Below are 21,384 nucleotides of genomic sequence, written 5' to 3'. Positions count from 1 at the left end.
CAATACATTCGGCTAGCTATTACCTAAAACAGTGGCAATTATTTATATTTGCAGTCTTATGGAATTTTTGAAGCAAAAAGTTGAGGCACTCCAGCAGGAAATTGCCAATATACAGCCCGGTAATGCAGACGAACTGGAAGCGTTTCGTATTAAATTTTTAGGCACTAAAGGTTTAGTAAAAGACGTTTTCGGCGCAATGAAAGATGTAGCCCCTGCCGATAAAAAGGATGCGGGTCAGTTATTGAATGCGTTCAAACAGTTTGCAGAAGGGCATTACGAAAAATTCAAGCATTTACAGGGCGGCTCCGGCCAGGCTAAGCAGGCAGGTATAGATTTATCCCTGCCGGGCACACATATGCCGGTAGGCACCCGTCACCCGCTGAGGGTAACTGAAAATGAGATTGTAAGCATCTTTAACAAAATCGGGTTTACCGTAGCGGAAGGACCGGAAATCGAAGATGACTGGCATAACTTCACCTCGCTGAATATGCCGGCAGACCATACGGCAAGGGATATGCAGGATACATTCTATGTAGCCCAAAACCCGGACTGGATCTTACGTACCCATACTTCCTCTGTACAAGCCCGTGTGCTGGAAGAAGGTAACCTTCCGGTAAGAGTGATCTGCCCGGGAAGAGTGTACCGCAATGAAACGATCAGCGCCCGTGCACATTGTTTCTTCCATCAGACAGAAGGACTGTACATTGATAAAAATGTGTCTTTTGCAGACCTGAAACAAGTACTCTATTACTTCGTGACAGAAATGTTTGGCAGCAATACTAAAGTACGTTTCCGTCCGTCATACTTCCCGTTCACCGAGCCGAGTGCTGAGATGGATATCAGTTGTACAGTATGTGGCGGTGATGGCTGTAACCTGTGTAAACATACCGGCTGGGTAGAGATCCTGGGTTGTGGTATGGTACATCCAGACCTGCTGCGCAACTTCGGCATTGACCCTGAAGTCTATTCTGGCTTTGCTTTCGGTATGGGTGTAGAGCGTATTACACAGATCAAGTACCAGGTAAACGATTTACGTTTATATTCTCAGAATGACGTACGCTTCTTGAAGCAGTTTACCCCAATTCAATAAATGTTACAGATGCAGTAAGCCCAAGGGCTTACTGCCTTTTAGTATATACAATACTCTAAACGATTTACTCTTGATATTAGTTACCGGCGCAAGCGGCTTTTTGGGCAATCATCTACTGACAGAACTTACAGGACTGTCTGTTCCGATACGCGCATTGTATCACAAGCGCCGTCCGGAATGGGAGCATCCGCTGGTAGAATGGTGTGCCTGCGACCTGCTGGACACTTATGCCGTAGCCGAGGTGATGAAAGGAGTAGATACCGTATTTCACTGTGCTGCCATCGTATCGTTCGAGGCAAAAGACCAGCACCGCGTGGTAGAGCATAACCGTATGGCTACGGCTCATGTCGTAGACGAAGCGATGGATGCAGGTGTACGCAGACTGGTGCATGTCAGCAGTATTGCGGCACTGGGTCGTGCAGCAGCACAGACACATAAAGTCACTGAAGAAACACACTGGCAGGATAGTTCAACCAACTCGGCCTACGCCATAGGTAAGTACTATGCCGAGATGGAAGTATGGCGCGGCATGGCAGAAGGACTGAATGCTGTGATCATAAACCCCGGTATTATCCTGGGTGAAACCCATGACTGGAACGAGGGCTCTGCGGCATTAATCAAGACAGCTTATAATGAATTGTCCTGGTATACCGAAGGGGTTAATGGCTGGGTAGATGTAAAAGATGTGGCCCGTGCCATGATCTCCCTGATGCATAGTGATATACAGGAGGAACGTTTTATCCTTACAGAAGGCAATCATTCTTACCGTGATATTTTCACCCTTATGGCACAGGCTTTAGGAAAGAAAGCGCCTTACCGGAAAGCGGGCAAACTGGCTTCCGGTTTATTGTGGAGGCTGATGGCCCTCAAAAAAATATTTACTGGTAAGCGCTCCAGCATTACCCGAGAAACCGCGCGTACCGCACAATCTCAGTGCTTTTACGACAATACTAAATGGTTGCAGGCCATGCCAGAGTTCCATTTTACACCTATATCCGAAACGATTCAACGTATGGCAGGTGCCTTTCTGCAGGTACAGACTTCAACTGCCCGTGCCTAGTAGGCAACACGGCATACGTATTATTATTTTTTTGCTATTCGGTATTTTTTTTGTAATCTTGCATAACAAGTCGGGCGAAATATTCAAATCGCTCCGGTCTCTCTTCCTAAATTTTATTTCAACAATTTCACACAAATCCCCCCACGTGTACATTCTATCAAAGAATCACTAAACTTAATCAAACTTATTCAATGCCATACGATATCAATCAACTTCAAGAGATGATTGTTCCAGAGCTAAACGATATAGCGGAACAACTTGGAGTGACTAATTTCAAAAAATTAGAGAAGCAGGAATTAATATATAAAATCATTGACAAACAGGCTTCAACAAGTGCCCTTGAACCGGACAAACCGAAAAGAGCACGTAAGCCGAGAATAGAAAAAAAGACTGCCGAAGAAGGAGAAGAACAAAGCTCTCCGGCACCTGAAGTAACTCCGGCAATTGAGGAAGCACCTGTACTGGAAAACAAATTAAAAAAAGAAGCCAGACCGAAGAAACAGGTTAAAAAGACTAAAACAGAAATACAGGCAATCAACGAAGCTGCTGATCTGGAGTTTGACGCACCGGAAGAAACTACTGCCCCTGCTACTATAAGCAATGAATCCAGTGCAGCCCCTACTACCCCTACCAAAGAAGTAATCGTAACCGAATCTGGTGAAGCAATCGAATTACAGGAGCCTAATCCTGTATCAGAACCACAAACTGAGCGTTACGCACATAAAAATAAACAACAACATAACAATAAACAGCAACAACAGCAGCACCGCAACCAACAGGAGCAAAGCAATTTCAATATTGAATTTGACGGCGTGATTGAAAGTGAAGGTGTACTGGAAATGATGCCTGACGGTTATGGTTTCCTGCGCAGCAGTGACTATAACTACCTCAGCTCTCCGGATGATATTTATGTTTCCCCTTCTCAGATCAAACTGTTTGGCCTGAAAACCGGCGATACCGTAAAAGGTAATGTACGTCCACCAAAAGAAGGTGAGAAATATTTTGCATTGCTTAAAGTATCTACCATCAATGGTCGCCTGCCGGAAGAGATCCGTGACCGTGTACCATTTGATTACCTCACTCCGCTTTTCCCGAATGAGAAACTGAACCTGGATATGGGCGCAAGCAACCTGAGCACACGTATCATGGACCTGTTTACCCCGATCGGTAAAGGACAGCGTGGCCTGATTGTGGCACAGCCTAAAACAGGTAAAACCATGTTGCTGAAAGAGATCGCTAATGCGATTGCCGCGAATCACCCTGAATGTTACCTGATGATCGTACTGATCGATGAGCGTCCGGAAGAGGTGACAGATATGCAGCGCAGCGTAAATGCAGAGGTGATCGCCTCTACTTTTGACGAGCCTGCAGAGAAACACGTTAAGGTATCGGGTATTGCTTTACAGAAGGCCAAGCGCCTGGTAGAAGTAGGTCATGATGTAGTGATCCTGCTCGACTCTATTACCCGCCTGGCACGCGCGCACAATACCGTGGCTCCGGCATCCGGTAAGGTACTGAGTGGTGGTGTGGAAGCTAATGCCATGCAGAAACCAAAACAATTCTTTGGTGCGGCACGTAAGATCGAAAACGGTGGCTCACTGACGATTCTGGCTACAGCCCTGACTGATACCGGTTCCCGTATGGATGATTATATCTTCGAGGAATTTAAAGGTACCGGTAATATGGAGCTGCAACTGGATCGTAAACTGGCCAACAAACGTATCTTCCCGGCTATCGACATTACCTCATCCTCTACCCGTCGTGACGATCTGCTGATGAGCAAGGAAGCGCTGGGTAAAATGTGGGTATTGCGTAACCACCTGTCCGATATGAATACAGATGAGGCGATGAAATTCTTATTGCAGAATATGAAAGGAACCCGCAGCAATGAAGAGTTCCTGATTACAATGAACAAATAATCTGAATTATAAATTAATACAAAAGAAGCGCCGCTATTCAGCGGCGCTTCTTTTGTATTACGTATGGTATATTTTACTTTATTACATTATCTTTAGGTACATACCATGCTCATATGAATTCCTTTCAGCGTCTGTACTTGATGATGATTTCTGTTGCACTGTGCAACCTATTCGGGTCCTGCGGTCATAAACAACAACTGCCCAAATCTTTGCTTACAGGAGAATGGCATCTGGATTCTATATACCCAATGCCAGAAGAATGGAAACAAGAGTGCGCCTGGTTTCCAGATACAAATACGTTCTGGAGCTTCAGTTATGAACATGATCATTATATTCTCGACAGTGCACTGGTAGTACGTCATGATAGCATTTTTCATAAAGGGGACTTCAGATATACATTCTGGCAGACCGACACAAACCGGCTGATTATTACACGCCCAAACAAACAAGTATACTATTATCGTAAAAGCTCGTACTCCAAACCAGATGACTTCAAAGAAAGATTAGCAGAATTTCAGACAGGAGACTCGATCCGCTCACATATCAGGGGCTGGTGGAAGCTAATACATGCAGCTTACATTCCTGTCCGGTTATTAAACTATCCCGGGCAGGGGGCAAATGAGCTGACCATACACTTCAAAGATAACGGGCGGGCAGATATGTTTGTGAACAATGATACCGGCGAGATCGCAGATTATTACTGGCATGGTATGAAAGATGACATTATAGGTATGGGTATATCCTTACATCGTTATTGTCTGAGAGAGAATATCCCAGTTTATACAATTAACCAAGATACCCTTATAACCGGTTCAATGGATCGTGTAATGGACACTTTAATATTTGTCAGAACACAGCCGCTCCGGTAAATCTATTCCGTATATTTGATCTTTGCAACCATAAATACACGCTCATGAATTTCTTTCTGCGCATCAAGCACTGGCAGTTTTTCTTAATTACATTTGCCCTGCCCCTGGCATTGGAGGCTTGTTTTATCCCTTCAGTCATCTTCTCACAAACATTCAATCCGGATATAATAGTCGTTTTCAGTATCATGATGCTTATCGTCCTGTTCATGCAGATGGGCTGGTCATATACGATCGGCACAAACCTGCACAAGCGCCTTCCTCCCAGTGTACCTATGCCGTTAAAGCGATTCAAATGGTTCCTGTTTATACCACTTGTCTATATAGGGCTGATCCTGCTTGTATTCATGCCACTGGTCCTGAAAACTATGGATATTGAATCACCGGACAATAGTATCCCGGTTGTCATATCTGTTGCCCTGTTACTCATCATTCCGGTACACCTGTTTTCTATTTTCTGCCTCTTATACACCCTGTATTATAATGCCAAATCATTAAAAGCAGTCGAGACACAAAGACCGGTAACCTTCAGTGATTTCGCTGGGGAGTTCTTCCTGCTATGGTTCTTCCCGGTAGGTATCTGGATCATACAACCCCGGATCAATAAAATATTTTCCGAGGAACCTTATGATCATAATTTCCCCTTTATGAACGATACGGATTATACTTCCTGATCGCTCTGCAACATTATCGCTTAAATAATTACATAATTTATATAAAATGTCCTACTGCGCTGCTATAGAAACCATGCAACCCGAGGCCCGCAAAGACCTGCACAAACGTTATCATGACCATCATTACGGCTTCCCGATTCATGATGATAATGAACTGTTCGGCCGGCTGATCATGGAGATCAACCAGGCAGGCCTGAGCTGGGAAACGATCCTCAAAAAAGAAGAATCCTTTCGCGCTGCATATAACAATTTCAACATCGCTGCCATTGCGGCTTATACAGAGGCGGACAGGGAGCGATTGCTCAACGATGCCGGCATTATCCGCAACCGCCTTAAAGTCAATGCTGCTATTGACAATGCGAAGACCATTCAGCAGCTGCAAAAAGAATTCGGTTCTTTTGAGAAATGGCTGGAGCACCATCATCCCAAAACAAAAGAGGAGTGGGTAAAGCTGTTTAAAAAGACGTTTCGCTTTACCGGTGGCGAGATCGTTGGGGAATTCCTGATGAGTATAGGCTACCTACCCGGAGCACATACAGAAAGTTGTCTGGTGCACCAAAAAGCAGTAAAAGCAGGTGCATTGTGGGCTAAGAAATAAGATAAAATATGAGGATACAGATCATCAGTGATCTGCACATGGAATTTGGTGCTGAACTCCTGAACTTTACAGACATAGATCTGATTATTATGGCTGGGGATGTTCACCTGGGTACGAAAGGCGTGGAATGGATGCGGACGCTAAACAAAGATATTCCGATTATCTATGTTTTAGGTAATCATGAATATTACAAAGGAAACTATCCTAAAACACTGCATAAAATCAAAGAATCAGCATTGGATACCCAGGTACACGTTTTAGAAAATGAATCAGTAGTTATCGAGGATATTACTTTCCATGGTGCCACATTATGGACAAACTTCGAATTGTTCGGAGATGCAAGAACATATGGGATGATATGTCAGGACAGAATGAATGATTATAAAAAAATTACTTATGGCGCCTCTTATTCCCGCTTAAGGTCAATTGATACATACAAAATACACAACAGGTCGGTAAACTGGCTGAAAGATAGCCTAAGTCAACCATCGACTAGCAAAAATATCGTCATTACACACCATGCCCCAAGTCCTAGATCATTGCCTGAAATATTTGCAAAAGATAATGTTTCCACAGCATATGCTTCCAATCTGGAGTCGCTGATCGAAACATACCAGCCAAGATACTGGATTCATGGGCATATTCATACACCCTCCAGATATACAATCGGACAAACCGAAATTATCTGTAACCCTCATGGCTATATTGATCAACCCGATAATGGCTTTGAAAGAAAAATGATAATAGAATTATAGCAGCATGTCATATACACTTCGCGAAATATTTATTCAGCAAATAAGCCAATATGGAGCTGCATTACATGCACAGGACCGCCTCTGGAATGATATTACCAGGGCGTATAGTGCCTGTGGTCGCCATTATCATACTTTGCAGCACCTGGATCAGATGTACAGTACTTTATCTGCTATACAGGATCAATTACAGGACACCGAAGTAATCTGGCTGGCCCTTTGCTACCATGATATTATTTATGATGCCAGCCGTCAGGATAATGAAGAGCAAAGTGCCGCATTTGCCAAAGAAATATTGGATGCCCTGCAGCTCCCGGCTGAAAAGGTGCAACAGTGTATAGACACAATCCTGGCGACAAAAGCACATACTGTTTCTGCTGATATGGATATAAACTATTTTACTGATGCAGACCTGAGTATCCTGGGGCAGGACTGGGAGCGGTATATACAGTATGCCAAAGACATCCGTAAAGAATATGCTATCTATCCCGATGAACAATATTATCCCGGAAGAGCCAGAGTCATACAGCATTTTCTGGATATGCCCCGCCTGTTTAAAACGGAGTATTTCTATGGGCAATATGAGGAGAAGGCCAGAGAAAATTTAGTAAAAGAACTACAGTTTTATGAGGAAGACATCTGATCCGCATCTGATACTGAAATCAACAATACGCACGTTTATGAAATACTAACTACTAATATATGCACAAACTCCTATTATCCTGCAGCATGCTGCTCAGCGTTGCTGCCATGGCCCAGGAAGCACCTGCCGGCCATCAATCAGCCAAACCTTCCCGATGGCAGATCGGGCTTAATGTAAGCCCTCAGATCAATTATCGCCTGCTCCGGGCTACTCCCGGAGATCAGGGAAGTGCAATAGCTAAGGATTCCCGGAATCAGAGCGAAATACCGCGGCCTCAATATACAGCCGGGGTATCTTTAGGCTATCAGCTGAATGAACATATAAGCCTGAATAGTGGCTTGCAATATAGTAATTGGGGTGGCCAAACTAAGCGAAGAGACCTGATTTATGCGTTCCCGAATCCCGCACTTCCCACTCAAGTCAGTATGTTGTATAATATTAATTATCTGATACTTCCGGCAACAGTTAATGTAACCTTTGGACACAAACGGCTGAAATTCACTGCAGGAGCGGGATTAAATGCTATGTATCTGCTCCGTGAACAGACCAGGCAAAGCCTCTTCTATGCAAGCAGTGAAACAGAGATACAAACAACAAACACTTCGTATTACCGAAAATTCAATCTCGCGGCACAACTCAGCGCCGGTGTTGACTATGCTTTAAATGAGAAAGTACATCTTAAACTGGAACCCATTTTCCGGTTTGCTGTGATCAAAAGTGTTAATGCTCCGGTAAAAGAAAACCTCTACAACTATGGCCTGAATATAGGCACATACTGGAAGATATAAAGAAGTATTCTGACATCAAAAGCCGCGCTTAGCGCGGCTTTTGATGTCAGAATACTTTACTGATAATATTTATTCAGTTTTTGTTTTTCGCTTGACAAGCAGTCCGCGAACCTGTTTTTCCATCAGATTAAAGACAAGACCCGCCATCACAAATACAGATGCTGTAATCTTCCAGGGTAATAAATCCTCATTTAAAATTAAAGCCGAACTCAGGAAGCCTACAACAGGCACCAGCAAGGTAAATGGTACCACCGTTGCGGTAGGATATGATTTTAATAGATAACCCCAGGCACCATAGCCTACATGGGTAGAGACATATACAATATAGATGACTGCAGCAATTGTCTCTGCAGAAACATGCTGAAATGAATTTCCTATCATTTCCGGCCCCTCTAAAAGCAATGAAGTCACTGCCATAAAAGGGAAAGCAACCAGATTGCCCCATACTACAAGTGCCAGCGGTGATGCAGCATCTACTTTTTTGGTAAACATATTTCCGATCGACCAGGATAAAGCTGCCAGCAAGGTGAGGATAAGGCCTATCAATGAAGTACTGCCATCTGCATGACTAGCTACAATGCCAATACCTATAAATGAGATCAGCGAACCAACAATCTTCCATGCGCTGGGACGATCTTTAAAAAAGAGTGCAGCCAGTCCCATAGAGAAAAACATCTGCACCTGTAATACAAGTGATGCCAGACCTGCCGACAATCCCAGATGAATACCGCTAAAGAGTAATCCGAATTGTAAGGCAAAAGTAAACACACCATAGCCTAGAATGAGTTTCAGCGGGGCTTTAGGTCTGGGCAGAAAAAATATCCAGGGAAAGGCACTAAGCCCGAAACGAATCGTACTGAGTAAAAACGGAGAAAATACTTCCAGTCCTATATGAATGGCGATAAAATTCACTCCCCAGACAAGGGCAATGAGTAGTGCTACTAAAAGATGTTTTGTTTTCATGATCGTATACTGCAGCGAACTATTGCTCTGCTTCAATGATGGCAAAGATACCGGCTTTACTGCCAGCATTTTAAATAATTCAAGCATCCTTTTCTATAAAAATGGTAAAACAAAGACCAGGATATTGATTAGTCCTGGTCTTTATCATTCGAGTTTTATCTGTAGTATGCTTTATATGCTATATTAATCTAATCTTGTATTACAAAATATCCATCATCATTAGTTGACAAATCAAAAGAGTGTGCCGTTGCTATTTTATGCTTATTGCCAATGATGATCAGCTCAGCTTTCTCTTGTTGCGCAGACTCATCAAAGAAGTAGGTAATGTAAACCTTCGTAACATTATCTAAGAGTCCTAAGCTAATAACATTATGTGTGAGTTGATCACTCATAAGATCGTATCTGCCGGATCTCCCTTTTTTCTGATATTTAGTAACTACCGGATACAATATTGAATTTATTGTGCTTATACGCACTTTATTAGAGTGGCCCTCATTGCTACAGGAGATAATAGAGGCTGCAACAATAGCGAAGGGAAGTACTGACAATAGTATAATTTTCTTCATAGATAAAAAATGAGCAGGTAAAATAAAGCACGATAGTAAGTACTTTTTTCGGCAACCAGTATACATCTAAGTAAATTGCTTTATTGATAGTCAATAAAGCAATTTTTATTCGAAAAGCATCTTATTGATTACCATATCATTTCAAATAGCTACTATTTTCCACACTTAAGTTATTAATTCTCATTTTACTCCATTATTTAAAACAGAATGAAAACGTTGAAGTCAAAAAGGAGGACAAGTATCAGAATAAAAAAGCGCCTTAAAATCAATACCGGATTGACATTTAAGGCGCTTTAAAAATAAAATAGCGGGGCAATTGCCACCGCTGTTTGTGGAAAGTATTCTATCCTCGAAAGTTTTACATTACTTTTTTACTTAGGTCAAGTGAACTATTTATATCAGGATTATCAATTTAAAACATCTGCAAAAGCACTATTACCTTCATATCTAACATTTGTAATCCCCGCATTGTTTGGATATAATTTTTCAGCTTCCTTTCGCAACTGCCTTTCTATTCTATGTGCATTTTTTGTACCAAAAAAGCCTTTTGTGGACACACTTACCGTACCAATAATATTCACCTCGCCACCATTTGGAATTTGCGCTGTATATGTATTTTCATTTTGTTCAACTGGTGGCTGGGAAGTAACCGGAATTGGCTCTGCATAAGATTTAGCGCTATTCTCTATTTGCGGTTCCTCTATATATGATTCAGTAGAATCATCTTCGGAAGAATCAGTATATATATATTTAATAGACACATAAGATAATAAAGCAATAGCAATAACGATTAAAGCTCCCCACCAATACCATGGACGTATAAAGCCTCGCTTAGGTTCAGGATAATCATGATGAACATCTTTATATATTATTGTTTCTTCCTCTTTAATGGGTCGTTTTTCTACAGTAGCTTCTTCATATTGTTGTATTGGAGGAATGAAAGGTTTTGGCTTATTAATTTTAATAAATTCATTCTCCATCATTTTTGCATCATTTACTCCGATGCGCCAGCTATTATATAGCTCTGTAAGATGTAAGCTGATTTCGTCATCCTCTAGATTACTCCATGACTCTAAAACATCATCAGGTATATTATTCCCAGTTTTCCTTTTGTATAAATAAGAAATATAATTTTGAACATTGTTATTATTTATCATTTCATATATTAGTTAAAAAGTTTTTAGCAGTCAGCTTCTCAACTCCCAATTTTCCATCTATCTTTCTGTTCCTTAAAAATAATATATTTCTCAAGAATGCATAAATATTCTACATAAAATTATTTTAAGGCTGGAGGCAGTCTCCTCATACTACGTTTAAAAATTGCGGATGGATACATGATACTAATATTTGATACACAAAAAACCGCTCTAGGAGATGATTTCAGATGATTCTGGAGAATATAGAAAAAAGTTCTTCCATCTTTAATCATTATCAAGTCTGCACTCTATTTCTGTCAAAACCGGCTTTTGCACCAGCATTTGTATAAGTTATTTATTTTTTGTTCGTGATTGTATTGCAAATAGAATAACTAAATAGTCAATAGTACATAATGCAATTGCTGGTATAAGAATTTTAGATAGTATGTTATCTTTTTTGCCCAAAATAATAATAGGTACAAACCTGTTTTGGGCAATTACATAGAATCCTAGAAAGATATCTTTTTCCACCAGTTGGATTGCTTTATGTTGTACACATTAATTTTTAAACTTAAACTTTATTGTAATTAATCCATTTTGTTCTACGGGAGCCGTGGAAAGTTTATTAAATTTGATTTCTCGTATTTTGGATTCTAATATTTTCTTTAATTCTTCATTTGTAGCAGAAAGTATAATGTATCGCGTAATATTACCTTGACGATCAACCCATACTTTTGCACTCATTACCCCTGGTTGAGTAATCATAATACCTCCTGATGGAACAAAAACTACAAGCCTATCGCTGGATGTATTATTTATTTCGATCTCACCAGCTTTTTTACTTTTTAAACTCCACTCAAATGGCAGGGAGCACGGATCACACTCAAATGAAAGCACTTTACCTACACATTCCGCTAAAGTTCCAACCTTAACATATGTATATGCAAGATCAACACTTTCTTTTATCGTTTTACCAGCTTCTGTATGTCCTTCTATCACAAATTCATATTCATTTGCACTAGCATTATAAATCTTAGTATAATACCTATCAATATTTACTTTAATTGGCGTTTCGTTTTCACAGCATCCACAAAAAAGAATAACCTGCCTTATCCCGTTATTTTTAAATAAGCTTTCTGTTTGTTGTGCCTGAGCTTGTGTTATTATCTGTAACTGGTCTGCATTAGCTTTAATACCTATCAATAATAGAAATAGTAGCAATAATCTTTTCATCGATTTCAGTTTTAATTTTAGTTAATGAATACCCTTAGCAACTGGTTTTGTTGGTCCTCGGCTTTATTTCTTTAAGATTTTTATTTGCTCCTTAAAAATAATATATTTCTCAAGACAGCATAAATATTCTACATAAAATTGTTTTAAGGCTGGGGATAGCTTCTTCATGCCACGCTTGAAAATTGCGGATAGATACACGAGACGAATATGTGATACACAAAAAAAACCGCTACTATAGCGGTTTTCAGAGGAATTGTGGAGAATACCGGATAGTCGGGCGCAATGCTGTAACCCTTGTTGAATCTGTATTTCTCGTGTATGATTTATGTAGTCGTGTAGCAATTTATGTATGAAAATATTAGTCATTAAGAAATGCTTCTTCTGTAACATTCCGTTTCTTCATTACACCATTAACAGGTGATTCAATTGTGAAAAATGGTTTGTTCGTTTTAGAAATACCGTAAGTCTTAATCTTTACCAATTTCAAGGAGTTATCAGTATTAAATGTATAGTACTTCATTTGGTTCCAAGCATAACCATCCTTATCATCAGTATAAATTAGTTTTTTCCCTTTGTCAATATTAATACCGCAACAGACTTGATTATTTATTTCTTCTATAGCTTTAGATTTTATGAATTTATCAGTCGATTTATTGTATAGATATACTGTGTATCTATAAAAATTATACCCTCCCGGTTCGCCCACAATTGCAATATCAGCATGACCATCGAAATTATAATCCCTGAAATCAATATTACCATCTAAAGGCAAAGACAATTTTCCTTTATCGTTTTCAATATGTATCGATGCGCTCTTATGAACAAGAAAAGGGGTATTGTTTCCTTTGACATATAGTTTTACTACGCCTGTTTGACGCGAACTCACTTCTGCTGGAATGTTTCCAGCAGGTGTTTCGTGAGCCTCTGTCATTTCAATACTAGGAATAACAGCTTCTATATGTAACTCACCAATATCACGGGTTAATGTAGTACTCTTTATTTGTGCAAATATGCAGGTGGGTAATACAGAAATACCCAGGATAATGAATAACTTTTTCATGTGTGATTAATTACTATTTATGAACACTTTTAATACGTTTTTTATTCGCAGGTGCAGGTTCTTCATCGCTTTTACTGAGAATGTCTTTTTCTTCTAAGCAGTTATTATACTTTTCAAGTAATTCGTAATACTTATCCTTTGGAACTGTTTCGGGACTTGTAATTTCGACTTCATCAAAGAAGTAGGATATAGGTTTGTCAAAGTATATAGCAATCCTTTCTAATGTATCAACTTTCATGGTCTTTTTTTCCATTGTTTGGCGAAATCCAGTAGGAGTAACGCCAATCAACTTATAAAACTCCATTTTAGACGAGCCTATAGATTTTACTAATGTGCTGATTTTCTTATAGTTAAGCATACAAATTATAAATACTTGTGATTATTCATCATTATTTGATATTTATCACTATACCTTTGTTCCGTAAATGATTTATTTCTTCATATTTGGAACTGCGATTGTTCCAAAAGTAAAATAAAATTCCCTATATGGAACAAAAACTAACCAAAGAAGCCCCAAAGCCGCCAAAGCTCCGGTACAACATCAATTCGTACCTGCTTGCCATGACTCCGGTGGTTCGTAGTAAGGTAAAGCAACGCATCATGCGTAAGTGTGGGAACATTAGCAAAAGCACACTTTCCCGGTGGTGCAATCTGACAACAGGAGATCATGCAGATATACCGGCAATGTCCTTACTACATATAGCAGATATTTTAAATGTTGAAATAAGCGACCTTATAAACGATAAAAAGTTATGAGCAAGAAAAAAACCTTTTGGGCTGTAACTATTGGGAATATGCGCGTTACAGCATTCAATGCAGAAAATAAGACAATTTCCCTTTGTCCTACAATATTGGTAGGGTATAAAAAATTTACAGTAAAGGAACTGGTAGAGTTTAAAAAAGTGGCACCATTGTTTTACTTAGGCCATGATTTTAAATACACTGAATATTTATCCCTGGGCTAATTATGTGTACCCGCGCCTGCTCACCCCCCGACTTTAAAGAGGATCAATGCAAATGCGACCGGGAAAACCGGTACTGTTTTGAGCCGCTGACCTATTACAAGAATGAACAAACCCGCCGCGCCTTCCTGCTCATATCTTGCCCTCAACGCCCCGACGATCACCAGGTGTGTTACCTGGTCGAGTTTGGGCATACCCAGCAACAGATCGTATCGAGAACCGCCGCCGAATTTCAACAATTACTCACGCTTAAGAAATTAATTCCCTTCACCCCTCAATATCCCGATAATGACTGGTAAATATAACAATTGGAAAGAGTGGTATACTTCACTTAATCCGGACGAAAGAATAGCCTATAAAGCCGCACTATCACATAATTGCCAGCCAATGAATCTTATGCAAATGATGGAAGTGGCTAACAACCAATTCTTCTTTTCAATGCTGCATTTGCATAAGGCTTTAATATACATGGGATATAAGATGTACCACATGCCGGCCAATAAATGTATTACACAAAAAATCATGTCCCAAGCCCTGCAAAGTATATAACCATGATCCAAAATACCGAAATATCCATATTTTCTAACGCTCGCAGTAAAGTTCCTGCGGGCGTAATATCATTCAATGAAGCACTACAGCGCATTACCGATGGTACTTATGAGAATGAAATTACCGAACTAAGGAACATAACCGATAAGAAGCAACGATCAGAATTTAAAAAAGCTCTGCCAGCCGTAACCTGGTCAGGAACATTCGCGAAACGTAGTGCTGATGCACTGACAGATTACACGGGCTTTATCTGTATAGACATTGACGACCTGGACAATGTAGAATCCGTAAAGCTCCAGCTAACAGAAGACGATATTTTCTTAGCGGCCTGCTTTGTGTCTCCCAGCGGCAACGGGCTGAAACTGGTATTTTATACCCAAGCCGATTACTCCAAGCATTTAGAGGTGTTTGAAGCCCTAAAAGGGTATCTGTTTAGTAAATATTCCCTGGTCATAGATGAATCCGGAAAAGATGTTTGCCGCTTATGCTTCCTGTCATACGATCCGGAAGCATACGTCAATAATAGCCCGTATGCGATAGATCAGCAGTTTATTGCCACCTATACCCCGCGCAAAGCCGATAAGCCTGCACCAGCTAAACCAAAGCCGGCCAACACGGCTAAAAGTGGTACTGACTATTGGGATAAGATACACGAGATCGTTACAAAAACGGTGCAGCCAATGGATGGCACGTACAATGCCTATATAAACCAGTTCGCAATACAGGCGAACCGTTACGGCCTGGGTATTCAACAGTGTGCCGATGGTGTAGCGCATTTCTGTGGGTGGCCGGAACCGGACAAAGAGGACTTAGCGACGATCAAATCAGTTTACAGCAAATTCAGTAATGAAAGCAGCAAGTATCTTGACCTGGTATCGTCTGATTTACGGGGTACTGGTTTAAAACTAAAACAAGAAGATCCGGAAGCAGTGCCACCGATGTATGATGAAACCGTTCTATTCTGGTATCAGGTACCTAAAAGGGATAAGGCAACCGGAGAGGTATTAAAAGACCCGAAAACAGATGAACCGCTGGGAGAGTATAAGTATAGTTACGACGATGCAATTACATTCCTTCAAAACAATGGCTTTTACAAGTATAAAGCGGGTGAAGGCTATCAGTTTATACACGTAGACCATAACCGTAACGTAATCGAGCTGGTGAATGAATTGAAGATCAAAGAATTTATGATCGAATACCTGAAAAGCCAACCTTCAAATGAGTTTAAAAGTGTCCGTGAAATGTTCCGGCGCGGGGCAAAGAACTATTGCAGCACTGGTATATTAGAAGGATTGGAGTACTATACGCCCGATTTTAAGCGAGACACGGCCAAAGCAGCGTATATATACTTTAGCAATAAGTATGCAGAGATTACATCAGACGGTATAAAAATGATAGACTATACCGACCGTCAGGGTGCAATTTGGAGAAAGCAGCAGATAGAGACCGAATATAAAGATATAGACTACCAGGAAAGCGATGTAAACCGCTATATGTGGTTAGTAGCCACCGGACGCAAAGCAGAAATCGCAGAGCGGAGCCCTGAAGAATGGGCAAAGTACAATAGTATGTGTACCACGATGGGCTATTTACTACACCGTTACAAAAGCCCGGTTCTGACCAAAGCCGTTATCGCTGTAGATAAGTCGCTCCGGTCAGGGAATGATAACAACGGCCGCTCCGGCAAGTCTTTGTTTATTAAGCTGGCCGACCGTATGCTGAAGGTGACCACCCTGGATGGCCGTAACTTCAAATTTGACGGCAACCGCCCTTTCTCTAAAGTTACGCTCGATACCGGTATTATAAACTTTGACGATGTACGATCAAACTTTGACTTTACCCGGCTGTATTCCTTGCTGACAGAGGATTTTTCGATTGAGAAAATGTACGTCGATACGATCACTATTCCTTACCAGGATTCACCGAAAATGTACCTATCCTCTAACTCAAGTATTAAGGGTGAAGGGCAAAGTATGTTAGCCAGGCAGCAGATCGTAGAGTTTGGCACCTACTTTAACGCCAGCCACACCCCCGCTATCGAGTTTGGCCGTATGTTCTTCCACGATTGGGATGCAGACGAGTGGGCACGTTACTATTGCTTCATGCTGAACTGCCTGCATATGCACTTACGCGATGGCCTTCTGGCTTTCCCGCTGGACAATTACGGTATGAATAAACTGATCGACACTGCATCAGAAGAGTTTGTCGAATACATGGACGAGACCGTAAAGGATCAAATGAAATACGGGCATAAAGAATACGACGCGGGCAAGCTGTATGAAAAGTACCTGGATCATGCAAAGCCGAAATACCCGCCAAAGAAAAATACCTGGTCCAAGTTTGTGAAGATGTGGGCCGAGCTGAACGACCTGGAAATAAACGCGCACAAACAGGACGGCCGCGACCGCCGCTCCGGAGTAGATTACTACACCTTCACAGTAAAAGGGCAACCAATAGCAGCCCCGGACAGTGGAGACACCAATTTTAAACCCCTTGATTTATGAAACATATCATTATAGCCCTGCTATCCCTTTGCTGCCTTTCTTCCTGCGAGCTGCAGCCATCCAAGCGAAAATATATCGTTACCGTTAGCCAGCTCAGTTACCAGGCACCAACGGTCATTTACTGCGATAGCTTTCATATCGGTTACAACCGGGTTACGGTGCTAATAGATAGCGTATTCCTGCCAGTAAACGGCACCATCCATACAATACAGTTAAACAGTAATTACAAACCTCAATAACGGCCCCGGCTCCCTATACCCGGCAAAACATTGGATATACTTTTAGGATTTGAAGAAAGCCAGGCAATAACTTACGAGTTTGTAAAACGTGGACACAACGCTTACAGCTGCGATATTCAGGAATGTTCAGGATCGATTCCTGACAGGCATTTGAAAATGGACATTTTCGATGCCATACATCTACAAAAATGGGATTTGATAATGCTTCACCCCCCTTGCACCTATACTGCCATTAGCGGCAACCGCTGGTACTGGAATAGCCCTCTCAGGTTAGAAGGGATAGAGCTATGCAAAAAAGCATGGCTGGAAGCTCGAAAAGTGTGCGATATGGTAGGATTGGAGCAACCTAAAACGATCATGCAGCGTTTTATCGGCCCTAAGACACAAGTTATTCAACCTTGGCAGTTTGGGCACGGTGAAACAAAGGAAACTTGGTTGTGGCTGCACAACCTGCCAAACCTTACACCTACTCATATTGTTCCCGGCCGGGAAAATCGTATATGGAAAATGCCCCCGTCAGTAGATCGTCAAAAGTTAAGATCGAAGACATACCCCGGCATAGCTCAAGCTATAGCAGATCAATGGGGTAACATCTAACCTCCCATTGCCACACCGCCGCGCGAAGCCGGCCTGAAACCATCCCCCGCCCTTTCGGCGGGGGATACCTTTTTAGCGCAGCACCCCGGCTCCCGCGCTTCGCCTCTCCCCTGACAGCAACGGTGGTTGAGATTTTGGATTTTGGGCTTTTGGCGGCTCCGGAAAAAATCAAAAATCCCGAATACTATATATTATATTTTTTCTTCTATTTTATACTTTAGTATTATTACCATAGATTTTTTGGGCTTTTGGACTTTCAAGCTAGAAAAAGCATATTGTATGCTGCTTTCAGGCTTTTTCATACAGTCCAAAACCAGTCCAAAACCAGTCCAAACATAGTCCGAAAGTGCAAACACTGCATACACGGCCTTTTGTTCTGTTTATGGAACGGTGTTCTTTTCGGCTCGATGTGTATGCAACTTTGTCGACACATTTTAACACATCATGAATACAGAAAATCTTCTCCCACATCAGCAGCGTGTCGTTACCGAAAGAATCGAACTCGACGAAAAATTACATAAGCTGTCCCAGTTCCTTAAGACTGATATTTTCCAAAACCTGCACTCAATCGAGCAGGAGTTACTTACCAACCAGTTCAACGCGATGAGCGAGTATTCTACAATACTGGCTGACCGTATCTCCCTGTTTTAAACCTTACCAATGGACTTAAAAAACAAAATGTCGGTGTACTTCTCCGGTGATCAGCTGGAGCGTATAGCCACCTTCTGTGAAGTCGTAGGCATTAGTATACCTGAAAGCCCGACGCTGGCAAACCTCTTCCTGCAAGTGTTAGACCAGCATGAAAACCGCTGTAATGCTTTTGCATCCACGGTGTCCGAACTGGAAAACCTGAATGCAGACCTACAACGACAAATCGAAACTGCAAACAGTGTAGATGCAAGCCAGGACATCTTTTTACAGGAGCAACTTAATGAAGAAAAGGCAAAGTATGCAAGGCTTGCCAATATACACACGGAACTACGAGACCGGGCGAAAGGCGCAAAAGAGCTGCATACCAGGTATGAAGCCCTGCTGGAAGAAAACAAAAAACTGAAAGCCGAAATCGTATCGTTCTCCCGGATGGTGCAGCAGGAGCAGCAGGAAAAGGAGCAGGCACCGAGTAAAAAGGTAGGCTGGTTCAACAAAATGTACAACCGATGAGTAGATTATTTCCTATAAACGCCATGCCCGGCGCATTCGTACTCCCGGTTATACTTACCGCACTTGTAGGAACTCCCGCCGATTACGGCATCCATAAAGCCACCAATCACAAACGAACAAACAAATGCAGAACCAAGAAACCGCACCACAAACCCAGGAAGCGACAGCACAGAGCGAATACGTGCAGGTAAAACGCTCCGAACTCGAAGCCTTGATCGCTCAAAACAAAGCACTGAAAGCCAGGGATTCAGATTTTACCCGGATGCTACATGCCAGTACCTATTTGATCGGTATCATTAAAGATGATCTTTTCGGCGGCACTATCCCAGGCGGTGACATTGGCTTAACGGATTATATGAGAATGGGAAACCGTGCTTTTAAGCTGTCAAAGAAGATAGAGAAAGACCCTGATTTTTCCGCCCGTTTCGGTAAATCCTTTGCCACCGTTGTAGACATCGGCGGGCAATACCTGTACCCGGAAAGCCAGCACACTATACCCAATAACCAAACAAAAGAGCTACCACATGGAGAATAATAACACCGACCTGGAACAATTACCATACGATCCTACACATGAAATTGAGACCGTTAGCATTGAATCGGTACTGTCTGAAGCAACGGTACACCGCGACGAGACCGCGACCGCTGACGAGGCAAGCCCGGAGGAGTTGTCCGCTGCTGGAATCGAAGTTGATCCGGAACTGATACAACCTACGTTACCGGCTGTTTCGGCTTCTGATACAATCGCAGGGAGCTATGACAGCAAGAAGCTGGCAGAAACGATCGTCGATTTGGTAGATACCGCCCTGACCGCTACCGGGCCGATGCTGTACAGCCGTATGTTATCGCCTGATGATCGAAGGGATATGAAAGCCCTGGCTTTAAAATATCGGCAACAGAAAGCAGATCGTATCAATACTATGGTATTATCCGAACGTGATCAGGAAGTGATGGAAATCTATGTAGATTATACCGATTTTGAAGAGGCGCTGCCATTCACTAAAGACGAAAAGAAATCACTGGTCGAACCGCTTTCCCAGGTTCTGAAGCACACCAAGTTTGAGACCACCCCGCAAACCGCGCTTCTTATCGCTGCTGGCATGGTTGCTTTGCCTCGTGCTATTCCTTTGTTCACTCTCGCTATTTCCAAAAACAAGTAAGTATGCCACCACGCATGAATAAAGTCGCATTGACCGTCGGTCGGCGCGGCTCCGGGAAAACTACGCAGACACTTAAGGTATTATCTGTATATCAGGGATTGTATGAGCGTAACTTCATCTTCGATACGATCAACCATGAGGACTACAGGCAATACCCGATTATTAGCCCGGAGATGATCCCGGCGATAAAAAAGGGCACGGTCCGGGTAATGGTTAATCAAATCAGCTTCCCTTCCATAATGGCAATCATAAAGGAGCATTGCCGTAACTGCGGGCTTATATACGAGGATGCAGGTAAATACATTACGGAGACAATCGACATACAGTTTCGTAACGTACTGTTGGACACTAAGCAACGGAATGTGGATGCACTGATCCTTTTTCATGGGTTTGGAGATGTACCCAGCAAGTTGTACCGGGATGTAGATATGCTCACGATCTTCAAAACAAACGATTCGCCACAAACCTACAAGTATAAAATACCGCAATTCGAGTCAGTATATAAGCTGCACCTGGAAGTAATGAAAAGCCCTGTAAAATGGGAGCATCGTACGCTAATGATCAATTAACCACCATGAGAAAGAAGGAAGTATATAAAAACACATTGGCTAAGCAGTACCTGGTAGATGTGCGTACTTTCAATACCTGGATCAAAAAGCATTTGGATAAGATCGGACTTACAAATGATGAGTACGCCAAAGTAAAAAAATTTACTCCTTTACAGGTGGTAAGAATATACGAATGCCTGGGCGAACCCTGACCGCTCCACACATTAAAGTACATTATTACACATTATCGCGCGTTATCACGCATTATCACGCCCTAAGCCGAAAGTACGGTTTTAGGGCGTCATAATTTTGTACT

General features: G+C 41.9%; 26 protein-coding genes. 20 read left to right on the top strand and 6 right to left on the bottom strand.

Annotated elements, in window-relative coordinates:
• Window positions 1-58: 58 nt before the first annotated feature.
• The 9 genes from pheS to FTD44_RS13130 all read left to right on the top strand — a co-directional run bounded on the left by pheS (window position 59) and on the right by FTD44_RS13130 (window position 8,390).
• Window positions 59-1,090, top strand: coding sequence for a phenylalanine--tRNA ligase subunit alpha (gene pheS, locus FTD44_RS13170; RefSeq protein ID WP_222166880.1), 1,032 nt, complete (start codon window positions 59-61; stop codon window positions 1,088-1,090).
• Between the two features lie 70 nt (window positions 1,091-1,160).
• Window positions 1,161-2,150: an NAD-dependent epimerase/dehydratase family protein gene (locus FTD44_RS13165; RefSeq protein WP_222166879.1), complete on the top strand. Its 990-nt coding sequence runs from the start codon at window positions 1,161-1,163 to the stop codon at window positions 2,148-2,150.
• Between the two features lie 221 nt (window positions 2,151-2,371).
• Window positions 2,372-4,069 carry a transcription termination factor Rho gene (gene rho, locus FTD44_RS13160; RefSeq protein ID WP_246625436.1) on the top strand — a complete coding sequence of 566 codons (1,698 nt, stop codon included), beginning with the start codon at window positions 2,372-2,374 and terminating at the stop codon, window positions 4,067-4,069.
• Window positions 4,070-4,182: 113 nt separating this feature from the next.
• Window positions 4,183-4,938 (top strand): hypothetical protein, encoded by a 756-nt coding sequence (locus FTD44_RS13155; protein ID WP_222166877.1) that lies wholly within the window; start codon window positions 4,183-4,185, stop codon window positions 4,936-4,938.
• 44 nt (window positions 4,939-4,982) lie between these two features.
• Complete coding sequence (locus FTD44_RS13150; protein ID WP_222166876.1) at window positions 4,983-5,609, top strand: hypothetical protein; 627 nt, start codon at window positions 4,983-4,985, stop codon at window positions 5,607-5,609.
• Window positions 5,610-5,655: 46 nt separating this feature from the next.
• On the top strand, window positions 5,656-6,207 hold the full coding sequence (locus tag FTD44_RS13145) for a DNA-3-methyladenine glycosylase I (protein ID WP_222166875.1): 552 nt from the start codon (window positions 5,656-5,658) through the stop codon (window positions 6,205-6,207).
• A gap of 8 nt (window positions 6,208-6,215) precedes the next feature.
• Window positions 6,216-6,962, top strand: coding sequence for a metallophosphoesterase (locus FTD44_RS13140; protein WP_222166874.1), 747 nt, complete (start codon window positions 6,216-6,218; stop codon window positions 6,960-6,962).
• 4 nt (window positions 6,963-6,966) lie between these two features.
• Window positions 6,967-7,602, top strand: coding sequence for an HD domain-containing protein (locus FTD44_RS13135; protein ID WP_222166873.1), 636 nt, complete (start codon window positions 6,967-6,969; stop codon window positions 7,600-7,602).
• Window positions 7,603-7,661: 59 nt separating this feature from the next.
• Window positions 7,662-8,390, top strand: coding sequence for an outer membrane beta-barrel protein (locus tag FTD44_RS13130; protein ID WP_222166872.1), 729 nt, complete (start codon window positions 7,662-7,664; stop codon window positions 8,388-8,390).
• 69 nt (window positions 8,391-8,459) lie between these two features.
• Here FTD44_RS13130 and FTD44_RS13125 read toward each other — a convergent pair whose 3' ends face one another.
• The 6 genes from FTD44_RS13125 to FTD44_RS13100 all read right to left on the bottom strand — a co-directional run bounded on the left by FTD44_RS13125 (window position 8,460) and on the right by FTD44_RS13100 (window position 13,706).
• On the bottom strand, window positions 8,460-9,440 hold the full coding sequence (locus FTD44_RS13125) for an EamA family transporter (RefSeq protein ID WP_222166871.1): 981 nt from the start codon (window positions 9,438-9,440) through the stop codon (window positions 8,460-8,462).
• A 101-nt stretch (window positions 9,441-9,541) separates the two neighbouring features.
• Window positions 9,542-9,919 carry a hypothetical protein gene (locus FTD44_RS13120; RefSeq protein ID WP_222166870.1) on the bottom strand — a complete coding sequence of 126 codons (378 nt, stop codon included), beginning with the start codon at window positions 9,917-9,919 and terminating at the stop codon, window positions 9,542-9,544.
• Window positions 9,920-10,326: 407 nt separating this feature from the next.
• Entirely contained in the window at window positions 10,327-11,076 is a 750-nt protein-coding gene (locus FTD44_RS13115) for a hypothetical protein (RefSeq protein ID WP_222166869.1), read from the bottom strand.
• 537 nt (window positions 11,077-11,613) lie between these two features.
• Complete coding sequence (locus tag FTD44_RS13110) at window positions 11,614-12,288, bottom strand: hypothetical protein (RefSeq protein WP_222166868.1); 675 nt, start codon at window positions 12,286-12,288, stop codon at window positions 11,614-11,616.
• Between the two features lie 358 nt (window positions 12,289-12,646).
• Window positions 12,647-13,348 (bottom strand): FG-GAP repeat protein, encoded by a 702-nt coding sequence (locus FTD44_RS13105; RefSeq protein ID WP_222166867.1) that lies wholly within the window; start codon window positions 13,346-13,348, stop codon window positions 12,647-12,649.
• A gap of 13 nt (window positions 13,349-13,361) precedes the next feature.
• The gene (locus FTD44_RS13100) at window positions 13,362-13,706 is read right to left on the bottom strand and encodes a hypothetical protein (RefSeq protein ID WP_222166866.1); all 345 of its coding nucleotides are present in this window, start codon (window positions 13,704-13,706) and stop codon (window positions 13,362-13,364) included.
• A 128-nt stretch (window positions 13,707-13,834) separates the two neighbouring features.
• On the opposite strand from FTD44_RS13100, the gene FTD44_RS16240 reads away from it, so the two are divergent.
• The 11 genes from FTD44_RS16240 to FTD44_RS13045 all read left to right on the top strand — a co-directional run bounded on the left by FTD44_RS16240 (window position 13,835) and on the right by FTD44_RS13045 (window position 21,280).
• A complete protein-coding gene (locus FTD44_RS16240; RefSeq protein ID WP_222166865.1) occupies window positions 13,835-14,104 on the top strand; it encodes a helix-turn-helix domain-containing protein in 270 nt (89 codons plus the stop codon).
• Complete coding sequence (locus FTD44_RS13090; protein ID WP_222166864.1) at window positions 14,101-14,313, top strand: hypothetical protein; 213 nt, start codon at window positions 14,101-14,103, stop codon at window positions 14,311-14,313. The genes FTD44_RS16240 and FTD44_RS13090 overlap by 4 nt, the downstream gene beginning before the upstream one ends.
• Window positions 14,314-14,861: 548 nt before the next feature.
• Window positions 14,862-17,363 (top strand): BT4734/BF3469 family protein, encoded by a 2,502-nt coding sequence (locus tag FTD44_RS13085; RefSeq protein ID WP_222166863.1) that lies wholly within the window; start codon window positions 14,862-14,864, stop codon window positions 17,361-17,363.
• A complete protein-coding gene (locus tag FTD44_RS13080; RefSeq protein ID WP_222166862.1) occupies window positions 17,360-17,602 on the top strand; it encodes a hypothetical protein in 243 nt (80 codons plus the stop codon). Before FTD44_RS13085 ends, FTD44_RS13080 begins: the two co-directional genes overlap by 4 nt.
• A 30-nt stretch (window positions 17,603-17,632) precedes the next feature.
• A complete protein-coding gene (locus FTD44_RS13075) occupies window positions 17,633-18,199 on the top strand; it encodes a DNA cytosine methyltransferase (RefSeq protein WP_222166861.1) in 567 nt (188 codons plus the stop codon).
• 444 nt (window positions 18,200-18,643) lie between these two features.
• On the top strand, window positions 18,644-18,850 hold the full coding sequence (locus FTD44_RS13070; RefSeq protein WP_222166860.1) for a crAss001_48 related protein: 207 nt from the start codon (window positions 18,644-18,646) through the stop codon (window positions 18,848-18,850).
• A gap of 9 nt (window positions 18,851-18,859) precedes the next feature.
• Entirely contained in the window at window positions 18,860-19,360 is a 501-nt protein-coding gene (locus FTD44_RS13065) for a hypothetical protein (RefSeq protein ID WP_222166859.1), read from the top strand.
• Between the two features lie 124 nt (window positions 19,361-19,484).
• On the top strand, window positions 19,485-19,895 hold the full coding sequence (locus FTD44_RS13060; protein ID WP_222166858.1) for a hypothetical protein: 411 nt from the start codon (window positions 19,485-19,487) through the stop codon (window positions 19,893-19,895).
• A complete protein-coding gene (locus tag FTD44_RS13055; RefSeq protein ID WP_222166857.1) occupies window positions 19,885-20,520 on the top strand; it encodes a hypothetical protein in 636 nt (211 codons plus the stop codon). The genes FTD44_RS13060 and FTD44_RS13055 overlap by 11 nt, the downstream gene beginning before the upstream one ends.
• Window positions 20,521-20,522: 2 nt before the next feature.
• The gene (locus FTD44_RS13050) at window positions 20,523-21,089 is read left to right on the top strand and encodes a hypothetical protein (RefSeq protein WP_222166856.1); all 567 of its coding nucleotides are present in this window, start codon (window positions 20,523-20,525) and stop codon (window positions 21,087-21,089) included.
• A gap of 5 nt (window positions 21,090-21,094) precedes the next feature.
• The gene (locus FTD44_RS13045) at window positions 21,095-21,280 is read left to right on the top strand and encodes a DUF4248 domain-containing protein (RefSeq protein WP_222166855.1); all 186 of its coding nucleotides are present in this window, start codon (window positions 21,095-21,097) and stop codon (window positions 21,278-21,280) included.
• Window positions 21,281-21,384: the final 104 nt, after the last annotated feature.

Origin of the sequence: Edaphocola aurantiacus, assembly GCF_019797745.1 — a bacterium.
Lineage (GTDB): Bacteria > Bacteroidota > Bacteroidia > Chitinophagales > Chitinophagaceae > Edaphocola > Edaphocola aurantiacus.
This window is presented reverse-complemented; position numbering and strand designations above follow the sequence as displayed.

What these genes read in the sequence shown, in the direction of transcription:
- pheS (WP_222166880.1), top strand. Translation starts at nt 59, where the DNA reads ATGGAATTTTTGAAGCAAAAAGTTGAGGCACTCCAGCAGGAAATTGCC.
- rho (WP_246625436.1), top strand. Translation starts at nt 2,372, where the DNA reads ATGATTGTTCCAGAGCTAAACGATATAGCGGAACAACTTGGAGTGACT.
- FTD44_RS13155 (WP_222166877.1), top strand. Translation starts at nt 4,183, where the DNA reads ATGAATTCCTTTCAGCGTCTGTACTTGATGATGATTTCTGTTGCACTG.
- FTD44_RS13150 (WP_222166876.1), top strand. Translation starts at nt 4,983, where the DNA reads ATGAATTTCTTTCTGCGCATCAAGCACTGGCAGTTTTTCTTAATTACA.
- FTD44_RS13145 (WP_222166875.1), top strand. Translation starts at nt 5,656, where the DNA reads ATGTCCTACTGCGCTGCTATAGAAACCATGCAACCCGAGGCCCGCAAA.
- FTD44_RS13140 (WP_222166874.1), top strand. Translation starts at nt 6,216, where the DNA reads ATGAGGATACAGATCATCAGTGATCTGCACATGGAATTTGGTGCTGAA.
- FTD44_RS13135 (WP_222166873.1), top strand. Translation starts at nt 6,967, where the DNA reads ATGTCATATACACTTCGCGAAATATTTATTCAGCAAATAAGCCAATAT.
- FTD44_RS13130 (WP_222166872.1), top strand. Translation starts at nt 7,662, where the DNA reads ATGCACAAACTCCTATTATCCTGCAGCATGCTGCTCAGCGTTGCTGCC.
- FTD44_RS13125 (WP_222166871.1), bottom strand. Translation starts at nt 9,440, where the DNA reads ATGCTTGAATTATTTAAAATGCTGGCAGTAAAGCCGGTATCTTTGCCA.
- FTD44_RS13120 (WP_222166870.1), bottom strand. Translation starts at nt 9,919, where the DNA reads ATGAAGAAAATTATACTATTGTCAGTACTTCCCTTCGCTATTGTTGCA.
- FTD44_RS13115 (WP_222166869.1), bottom strand. Translation starts at nt 11,076, where the DNA reads ATGATAAATAATAACAATGTTCAAAATTATATTTCTTATTTATACAAA.
- FTD44_RS13110 (WP_222166868.1), bottom strand. Translation starts at nt 12,288, where the DNA reads ATGAAAAGATTATTGCTACTATTTCTATTATTGATAGGTATTAAAGCT.
- FTD44_RS13105 (WP_222166867.1), bottom strand. Translation starts at nt 13,348, where the DNA reads ATGAAAAAGTTATTCATTATCCTGGGTATTTCTGTATTACCCACCTGC.
- FTD44_RS13100 (WP_222166866.1), bottom strand. Translation starts at nt 13,706, where the DNA reads ATGCTTAACTATAAGAAAATCAGCACATTAGTAAAATCTATAGGCTCG.
- FTD44_RS16240 (WP_222166865.1), top strand. Translation starts at nt 13,835, where the DNA reads ATGGAACAAAAACTAACCAAAGAAGCCCCAAAGCCGCCAAAGCTCCGG.
- FTD44_RS13090 (WP_222166864.1), top strand. Translation starts at nt 14,101, where the DNA reads ATGAGCAAGAAAAAAACCTTTTGGGCTGTAACTATTGGGAATATGCGC.
- FTD44_RS13085 (WP_222166863.1), top strand. Translation starts at nt 14,862, where the DNA reads ATGATCCAAAATACCGAAATATCCATATTTTCTAACGCTCGCAGTAAA.
- FTD44_RS13080 (WP_222166862.1), top strand. Translation starts at nt 17,360, where the DNA reads ATGAAACATATCATTATAGCCCTGCTATCCCTTTGCTGCCTTTCTTCC.
- FTD44_RS13070 (WP_222166860.1), top strand. Translation starts at nt 18,644, where the DNA reads ATGAATACAGAAAATCTTCTCCCACATCAGCAGCGTGTCGTTACCGAA.
- FTD44_RS13065 (WP_222166859.1), top strand. Translation starts at nt 18,860, where the DNA reads ATGGACTTAAAAAACAAAATGTCGGTGTACTTCTCCGGTGATCAGCTG.
- FTD44_RS13060 (WP_222166858.1), top strand. Translation starts at nt 19,485, where the DNA reads ATGCAGAACCAAGAAACCGCACCACAAACCCAGGAAGCGACAGCACAG.
- FTD44_RS13055 (WP_222166857.1), top strand. Translation starts at nt 19,885, where the DNA reads ATGGAGAATAATAACACCGACCTGGAACAATTACCATACGATCCTACA.
- FTD44_RS13050 (WP_222166856.1), top strand. Translation starts at nt 20,523, where the DNA reads ATGCCACCACGCATGAATAAAGTCGCATTGACCGTCGGTCGGCGCGGC.
- FTD44_RS13045 (WP_222166855.1), top strand. Translation starts at nt 21,095, where the DNA reads ATGAGAAAGAAGGAAGTATATAAAAACACATTGGCTAAGCAGTACCTG.